This window comes from Burkholderia sp. 9779_493, from assembly GCF_015712215.1.
Classification (GTDB): domain Bacteria; phylum Pseudomonadota; class Gammaproteobacteria; order Burkholderiales; family Burkholderiaceae; genus Burkholderia; species Burkholderia cenocepacia.
Map to the genome: position 1 here is coordinate 1 of NZ_JACCQA010000078.1, position 8,426 is coordinate 8,426.

7 protein-coding genes are annotated in these 8,426 nt (G+C 67.6%); 6 read left to right on the forward strand and 1 reads right to left on the reverse strand.

Going from position 1 to position 8,426, the window contains the following annotated elements; translation table 11 throughout:
- Positions 1 to 12: 12 nt before the first annotated feature.
- Positions 13 to 1,086: a GlxA family transcriptional regulator gene (locus tag H0X95_RS35345; RefSeq protein WP_048989544.1), complete on the reverse strand. Its 1,074-nt coding sequence runs from the start codon at positions 1,084 to 1,086 to the stop codon at positions 13 to 15.
- 285 nt (positions 1,087 to 1,371) lie between these two features.
- Here H0X95_RS35345 and H0X95_RS35350 point away from each other — a divergent pair, with 285 nt between their 5' ends.
- From H0X95_RS35350 to H0X95_RS35375, 6 genes are read left to right on the forward strand one after another with little or no spacing between them, the layout of a single operon-like run.
- A complete protein-coding gene (locus H0X95_RS35350; RefSeq protein WP_006489136.1) occupies positions 1,372 to 2,757 on the forward strand; it encodes an L-serine ammonia-lyase in 1,386 nt (461 codons plus the stop codon).
- A gap of 14 nt (positions 2,758 to 2,771) precedes the next feature.
- A complete protein-coding gene (locus tag H0X95_RS35355; protein WP_006480591.1) occupies positions 2,772 to 4,016 on the forward strand; it encodes a sarcosine oxidase subunit beta family protein in 1,245 nt (414 codons plus the stop codon).
- A 21-nt stretch (positions 4,017 to 4,037) separates the two neighbouring features.
- The gene (locus H0X95_RS35360) at positions 4,038 to 4,352 is read left to right on the forward strand and encodes a sarcosine oxidase subunit delta (protein ID WP_034201959.1); all 315 of its coding nucleotides are present in this window, start codon (positions 4,038 to 4,040) and stop codon (positions 4,350 to 4,352) included.
- The gene (locus H0X95_RS35365; RefSeq protein WP_196446424.1) at positions 4,349 to 7,360 is read left to right on the forward strand and encodes a sarcosine oxidase subunit alpha family protein; all 3,012 of its coding nucleotides are present in this window, start codon (positions 4,349 to 4,351) and stop codon (positions 7,358 to 7,360) included. Before H0X95_RS35360 ends, H0X95_RS35365 begins: the two co-directional genes overlap by 4 nt.
- On the forward strand, positions 7,350 to 7,982 hold the full coding sequence (locus tag H0X95_RS35370; protein WP_006496827.1) for a sarcosine oxidase subunit gamma: 633 nt from the start codon (positions 7,350 to 7,352) through the stop codon (positions 7,980 to 7,982). Before H0X95_RS35365 ends, H0X95_RS35370 begins: the two co-directional genes overlap by 11 nt.
- On the forward strand, positions 7,979 to 8,419 hold the full coding sequence (locus tag H0X95_RS35375) for a dihydroneopterin aldolase (RefSeq protein ID WP_059720693.1): 441 nt from the start codon (positions 7,979 to 7,981) through the stop codon (positions 8,417 to 8,419). Before H0X95_RS35370 ends, H0X95_RS35375 begins: the two co-directional genes overlap by 4 nt.
- Positions 8,420 to 8,426: the final 7 nt, after the last annotated feature.

Genomic DNA, 8,426 nt, shown 5'->3' on the forward strand with positions numbered 1-8,426 from the left:
CCCGGGGGCCGTTCAGTCGGCGATGTCCTCGACCGGATCGGCCGACCCGTCGGGCGTCGCGGCGACTTCAGCCACGTCGCCGCCGCGCTCGCGATACGTCGCCGGCGGCACGCCGAACTGCTTGCGGAATTCGCGCCCGAGGTGCGACGCATCGGCGAATCCGCAGCTCGACGCGATATCGGCGACCGTGCGGTCCGAACTCGTCAGCAGCCACGCGGCGGTACGCAGCCGCACCTGTTTCGCGAAGGCCTGCGGGCTCTTGCCGGTCTCCGCCTTGAACAGCCGTTCGAGCTGCCGCGTCGACAGGTCGAGCTTGCACGCGAGTTCCTCGAGCGGCAGCGCCCGCCCGACGTGCTGTTCCATCAGAAGAATCGCGCGCTTGACCTTCGGATGCGTCGCCGGTTCGAGGCCCGGCGGATGCGGCTGCGGCGCATTGCCTTTCTGCATCTCGCCGACCAGCAGGATGCGCAGCGCCTTCTGCACGGTCGCGTGATCGAAATGGCGCAGCAGGATCGCGGCGGCGACGTCGATCGACGCGCGGCCGCCCGAGCACGTGATCCGGCGCCGGTCGATCACGAACAGCCGGTCGGCGATCAGCAGGTCGGGGTCGGCGGACGGAAAGCGCTCGATGAAATCCCAGTAATGGAACCAGCTCACGCAGGTGCGGCAGCCGTCGAGCACGCCGGCGCGCATCAACGTGAACACGCCGGTGCAGATGCCGACGACCGTCGCGCCGTCCGCCGCCGCGCGGCGGACGAAATCGAGCGTTTCAGGGCCGGCCTGCGGCCCCGAATGCAGCAGCCCGCCGACCACCACCACATAGTCGAACGGCTCGGCCGCGTCGAACGTCTCCCACGGCGTGATCTGGATCCCGCAACTCGCGCGCACCGGCGCGAGCGTCTCGCCGATCACGCTCCACGCGCAGCGCACCGGCTTGCTGTAGTCGCCGTCGTCGGCCGACAGCCGCAGCATGTCGACGAAGCCGGAGAAGGCCGTCAGCGTGAAGTTCGGCAGCAGCACGATGCCGAAGCGGATGCGCCGCGGCGCGGGTTCTGCGAGGGGGGAAGCGGGTACGTCGGGGGTCATCGCGGCCAATCTCGTCACGCCGGGCAGGCGGTCTCACTCGTTTCACTCGGTTTGCGGGTTACGGCTGCCGGGGCGGCGCGGATGCAGCCAGCGTCGCCGATCGGCCGCGGCCGGACTTGTGGTTTTTCGTCGCGAACCATCGCCAAAACGCACTTTCGGGCCGGCCGGCGCGGCGCTTGGCGGCGCTATCCCACGCCGATGCCGTTTTTGTTCTATCGGCCGATTTTACGCTTTGATGTACTGGGGCCCAACGACATTTCACGCATGCAACCCAAAGGAAGCCAGATGAACGTCAGCGCGTTCGACCTGTTCAAGATCGGCATCGGCCCGTCCAGTTCGCATACGGTCGGCCCGATGATCGCCGCGTGCCGCTTCGCGTCGCACGTCGAGGACGCGAACCTGCTCGGCTTCGTGCGCCGTGTGCGGGTCGAGCTGTACGGCTCGCTCGGCGCGACCGGCAAGGGCCACGGCACCGACAAGGCCGTGTTGCTCGGCCTCGAGGGCCACCTGCCCGACACGATCGATCCGGACCTGATCGAGCCGCGGCTCGCCGCGATCCGCGCGGAGAAGACGCTGTCGCTGCTCGGCAAGCAGACGGTGCGCTTCGAGGAAAAGGAGCACATCGGCTTCTTTCGCAAGCTGATGAGCGGCACGAGCATCGTGCACCCGAACGGGATGCGCTTCCAGGCGTTCGACGAACACGGCCAGTTGCTCGTCGAGAAGGAGTATTACTCGGTCGGCGGCGGCTTCGTCGTGAACCGCGACGGCGATCGCGTGAACGGCGTGCGGGCGGCGGTCGACGTGCCGTATCCGTTCCGCACCGGCGACGACCTGATGCGCCAGTGCCGCGAGCACGGGCTGTCGATCGCCGAACTGATGCTGCGCAACGAATGCGCGCTGCGCCCCGCCGACGAAGTGCGCGCCGGACTGCTCGCGATCTGGCGCACGATGGCCGCCTGCGTCGAGCGCGGCTGCAAGGTCGAGGGCGACCTGCCGGGCCCGATGCGCGTGAAGCGTCGCGCGGCCGAGTTGAATGGCCGCCTGCGCGCGCGTTCGGAAGAGTCGCTGCGCGATCCGCTGTCGATGCTCGACTGGGTCAACCTGTATGCGATGGCCGTGAACGAAGAGAACGCGGCCGGCGGCCGGGTCGTCACCGCGCCGACCAACGGCGCGGCCGGCGTGATCCCCGCGGTGCTGCACTACTACGTGAAGTTCGTGCCGGGCTCGAACGAAGCCGGCATCGTCGAATTCCTGCTGACGGCCGCGGCGATCGGGATCATCTACAAGGAAACCGCGTCGATCTCCGGCGCGGAAGTCGGCTGCCAGGGCGAAGTGGGCGTCGCCTGCTCGATGGCCGCCGCCGCGCTCGCCGCCGTGATGGGCGGCACGCCCGACCAGGTCGAGAACGCGGCCGAGATAGGCATGGAGCACAACCTCGGGATGACCTGCGACCCGGTCGGCGGGCTCGTGCAGATTCCGTGCATCGAGCGCAACGCGATGGGCGCGATCAAGGCGCTGAACGCGTCGCGCATGGCGCTCAAGGGTAATGGCCAGCACTACGTATCGCTCGATTCCGTGATCAAGACGATGCGCGAAACCGGCGCCGACATGAAGACGAAATACAAGGAAACGTCGCGCGGCGGCCTCGCCGTGAACGTCATCGAATGCTAACGAAGGATCCAAACATGAGCCGCTACTCGATATTCAGCCTGTTCCGCAACGGCCTCTCGTATCACGAGAACTGGGAGAAGCAGTGGAAGAGCCCGGAGCCGAAGAAGGAATACGACGTCGTGATCGTCGGCGGCGGCGGCCACGGCCTCGCGACCGCGTACTACCTCGCGAAGGAACACGGGATCACGAACGTCGCGATCCTCGAGAAGGGCTGGATCGGCGGCGGCAACACCGCGCGCAACACGACGATCGTGCGCTCGAACTATCTGTGGGACGAATCGGCCGCGCTGTACGAGAAGGCGATGAAGCTGTGGGAAGGGCTGTCGCAGGACCTGAACTACAACGTGATGTTCAGCCAGCGCGGCGTGATGAACCTCGCCCACACGCTGCAGGACGTGCGCGACACCGAGCGCCGCGTGAACGCGAACCGGCTGAACGGTGTCGATGCCGAATTCCTGACGCCCGCGCAGATCAAGGAAATCGAGCCGACCATCAACCTGAACAGCCGCTACCCGGTGCTCGGCGCATCGATCCAGCGCCGTGCGGGTGTCGCGCGTCACGACGCGGTGGCCTGGGGCTTCGCACGCGGCGCGGACCGCGCCGGCGTGGACATCATCCAGAACTGCCAGGTCACGGGCATTCGCCGCGAAGGCGGCGCGGTGGTCGGCGTCGATACGGTGAAGGGCTTCATCAAGGCGAAGAAGGTCGCGGTGGTCGCCGCCGGCAACACGACGACGCTCGCCGACATGGCCGGCGTGCGTCTGCCGATCGAAAGCCACCCGCTGCAGGCGCTGGTGTCGGAGCCGATCAAGCCGGTCGTCAACTCGGTGATCATGTCGAACGCGGTGCACGCGTACATCAGCCAGTCCGACAAGGGCGACCTCGTGATCGGCGCCGGTATCGACCAGTACACGGGCTTCGGCCAGCGCGGCAGCTTCCACATCATCGAAAGCACGCTGCAGGCGATCGTCGAGATGTTCCCGGTGTTCTCGCGCGTGCGGATGAACCGCCAGTGGGGCGGCATCGTCGACGTGTCGCCGGACGCGTGCCCGATCATCACCAAGACCGACGTGAAGGGCCTCTATTTCAACTGCGGCTGGGGCACCGGCGGCTTCAAGGCGACGCCCGGCTCGGGCTGGGTGTTCGCGCACACGATCGCCCGCGACGAACCGCATCCGCTGAACGCACCGTTCGCGCTCGACCGCTTCTACACGGGCCATCTGATCGACGAGCACGGCGCCGCTGCCGTCGCGCACTAACCGCACTGAGGAGAAAGAAACATGTTGCTGATCGAATGTCCGTGGTGCGGGCCGCGCGCCGAATCCGAGTTCACGTGCGGCGGTGAAGCCGACATCGTGCGCCCGGTGGCGAACGAGACCATGACCGACCGCGAATGGGGCGAATACGTGTTCATGCGCGAGAACAAGCGCGGGCTCCACAAGGAGCAATGGCTGCACACGCAGGGCTGCCGCCGCTGGTTCAAGGTCACGCGCGACACGGTGACCTACGATATCAAGGGCTACGAAAAGTTCGGTGGGGCTGCCAACAGTGGCGCAGCTGCCGGCAACGCACACGAAGAGGGCACGAGCAAATGAGCCAGAAAGACCGCCTCGGCACCGGTGGCCGCATCAATCGCGCGATTCCGTTGACGTTCACGTTCAACGGCCGCACGTACCAGGGCTTCCAGGGCGACACGCTCGCGTCCGCGCTGCTCGCGAACGGCGTGCATTTCGTCGCGCGCAGTTTCAAGTACCACCGTCCGCGCGGGATCGCGACGGCGGACGTCGCGGAACCGAATGCCGTCGTGCAGCTCGAAACCGGCCCGTACACGGTGCCGAACGCGCGCGCGACCGAGATCGAGCTGTACCAGGGGCTCGTCGCGACCAGCGTGAACGCGGAGCCGACGCTCGAGAACGACAAGTACGCGATCAACCAGAAGTTCTCGCGCTTCATGCCGGCCGGGTTCTACTACAAGACCTTCATGTGGCCGCGCAACATGTGGCCGAAGTACGAAGAGAAGATCCGCGAAGCGGCCGGCCTCGGCAAGGCGCCCGAAGTGCTCGACGCCGATCGCTACGACAAATGCTACGCGCACTGCGACGTGCTCGTGGTCGGCGGTGGCCCGTCGGGCCTCGCCGCCGCGCATGCGGCCGCCACGGCCGGCGCGCGCGTGATTCTCGTCGACGACCAGCGCGAACTCGGCGGCAGCCTGCTGTCGTGCCGCGCGGAGATCGACGCGAAGCCCGCGCTGCAATGGGTCGAGAAGATCGAGGCCGAACTGCGCAAGCTGCCCGACGTGACGATCCTGTCGCGCAGCACCGCGTTCGGCTATCAGGACCACAACCTCGTGACGGTCACGCAACGCCTCACCGATCACCTGCCGGTGTCGATGCGCAAGGGCACGCGCGAATTGCTGTGGAAGGTCCGCGCGAAACGCGTGATCCTCGCGACCGGCGCGCACGAGCGGCCGATCGTGTTCGGCAACAACGACCTGCCGGGCGTGATGCTGGCGGGCGCGGTGTCGACCTACGTGCATCGCTTCGGCGTGCTGCCGGGCCGCAACGTGGTCGTGTTCACGAACAACGACCGCGCCTATCAGACCGCGCTCGACCTGAAGGCGTGCGGCGCGAAGGTGACGGTCGTCGATTCCCGCGCGTCGTCGAACGGCGCGCTGCCGGCCGCTGCGAAGCGGCAGGGCGTGACGGTGATGAGCGGCGCGGTCGTCACGGCCGCTTCGGGCAAGTGGCGCGTATCGTCGGTCGACGTCGCGTCCTACTCGAACGGCCAGACCGGCGGCAAGCTGCAGACGCTGCCGTGCGACCTCGTCGCGATGTCGGGCGGCTTCAGCCCGGTGCTGCACCTGTTCGCGCAATCGGGCGGCAAGGCGTGCTGGAACGACGAGAAGGCGTGCTTCCTGCCGGGCAAGCCCGTGCAGGCGGAAGCGAGCATCGGCGCGGCGGCCGGCGAATTCGGGCTCGCCCGTGCGCTGCGGCTCGCGGTGGATGCGGGCGTCGAAGCGGCGAAGGCCGCGGGCTTCACGGCCGCGCAGCGTCCGGCCGCACCGCAGGTCGCGGAAACCGTCGAAGGCGCGCTGCAGCCGTTGTGGCTCGTCGGCAGCCGCGAGGCGGCCGCGCGCGGGCCGAAGCAGTTCGTCGACTTCCAGAACGACGTTGCCGCCGCCGACATCCTGCTCGCCGCGCGCGAAGGCTTCGAATCGGTCGAGCACGTGAAGCGCTACACGGCGATGGGCTTCGGCACCGACCAGGGCAAGCTCGGCAACATCAACGGGATGGCGATCCTCGCGGGCGCGCTCGGCAAGACGATTCCGGAAACGGGCACGACGACGTTCCGCCCGAACTACACGCCCGTGTCGTTCGGCACGTTCGCGGGCCGCGAGACGGGCGACTTCCTCGACCCGATCCGCAAGACGGCCGTGCACGAATGGCACGTCGAGCACGGCGCGATGTTCGAGGACGTCGGCAACTGGAAGCGGCCGTGGTATTTCCCGAAGAACGGCGAGGATCTCCATGCGGCCGTGAAGCGCGAATGCCTCGCGGTGCGCAACGGCGTCGGCATTCTCGATGCGTCGACGCTCGGCAAGATCGACATCCAGGGCCCGGACGCGGTGAAGCTGCTGAACTGGATGTACACGAACCCGTGGAACAAGCTCGAGATCGGCAAGTGCCGCTACGGGCTGATGCTCGACGAAAACGGGATGGTGTTCGACGACGGCGTGACCGTGCGCCTCGCCGACCAGCATTTCATGATGACGACCACCACTGGCGGCGCGGCGCGCGTGCTGACGTGGCTCGAGCGCTGGCTGCAGACCGAATGGCCCGACATGAAGGTGCGGCTCGCGTCCGTCACCGATCACTGGGCGACGTTCGCGGTGGTCGGCCCGAAGAGCCGCAAGGTCGTGCAGAAGGTGTGCCAGGACATCGACTTCGGCAATGAGGCGTTCCCGTTCATGAGCTACCGCAACGGCACGGTTGCCGGCGCGAAGGCGCGCGTGATGCGGATCAGCTTCTCGGGCGAACTCGCCTACGAAGTGAACGTGCCGGCGAATGCGGGCCGCGCGGTGTGGGAAGCGCTGATGGCGGCCGGCGCCGAGTTCGACATCACGCCGTACGGCACGGAAACGATGCACGTGCTGCGCGCGGAGAAGGGCTACATCATCGTCGGCCAGGACACCGACGGCTCGATCACGCCGTACGACCTCGGGATGGGCGGGCTCGTCGCGAAGTCGAAGGACTTCCTCGGCAAGCGTTCGCTGTCGCGTTCGGATACCGCGAAGGAAGGCCGCAAGCAGTTCGTCGGCCTGCTGACCGAAGACGAACAGTTCGTGCTGCCGGAAGGCGCGCAGATCGTCGCGAAGGACACGCAGGTGTCGGCGGTCGATCCGACGCCGATGATCGGCCACGTGACGTCCAGCTACTACAGCCCGATCCTGAAGCGCTCGATCGCGCTCGCGGTGGTGAAGGGCGGCCTGAACAAGATGGGCGAGAGCGTCGTGATTCCGCTGGCCAACGGCCGCCGCATCACCGCGAAGATTTCGAGCCCGGTTTTCTACGATACCGAAGGGGTGCGTCAGCATGTGGAATGAAACGAGAAACCAGACGCAGGTGGCGGGTGCGGGCGGCGTGACGCTTGAATCGCCGTTCGTCGGCGCGGCCGACGTGCTGAAGGCGCACCAGGCGCGCGTATCGAAGAAGTTCACGCTGCGCGAGCGGCCGTTCCTCGATCTCGTCAACGTGCGCGGCGAGTTGAACGATCCGGCATTCGTCGCCGCGTTCGAGCGCGTGGTGGGCTGCCGGCCGCCCGCGCAGCCGAACACGGTGGCGCGCGGCGCCGAGTACGACGTGCTGTGGCTCGGCCCCGACGAATGGCTCGTGCGGTCGAACGGGCCGGTTCAGGCCGGCGTGCTCGAGGCGAAGCTGGCGGAGGCCGTGCAGGGCTCGTACGCGGCGGCCGTCGACGTCGGCAGCGGCTATACGGTCGTCGAGATCAGCGGCGAACGCGTGCGCGACGTGATCGCGCGCGGCTGCCCGCTCGACCTGCATCCGCGCGTGTTCAAGCCGGGCCAGTGCGCGCAGTCGCACTACTTCAAGTCGCCGATCACGCTGATCCCGACCGGCGACGACACGTTCGAGATCGTCCTGCGTCGCAGCTTCGCCGACTATTTCGTGCGCATCATGCTCGACGCCGCGGCGCCGCTCGTCTCATGAAGCCGTTCGACGAACCGTTCGTGGCGATCGACGCGCCGCGCCTGCGCGGGCGCGGCTGGAGCGTGTTCGTCGACGAACTGAAGGTGCCCGCGCGGATCGGCATTCACGCGCACGAGCACGAGGCGCCGCAGCCGATCGTGATCGATGCGCGGCTCGGGTATCGCTGCGAGCCGAGCGAGCAGGGCGAGTGGATCGATTACGACGGGTACTGCGCGCGCGTTGCGTCGTTCCTGTCGCACAAGCCGCATACGCGGCTGCTGGAGACGCTCGTCGCGGATGTCGCGGTGCTGTCGTTCCGCGAATGGCCGGCGCTCGAATCGCTGACGCTGTCGATGTACAAGCCGAAGATCCGGCCGGGGACGAAGCGCGTGGGCGTGTCGCTCGACTGGACGCGCGGAGATTACCTGCGGTGGACGGGGGCGGCGGGGCAGCTTTGATCAGAGG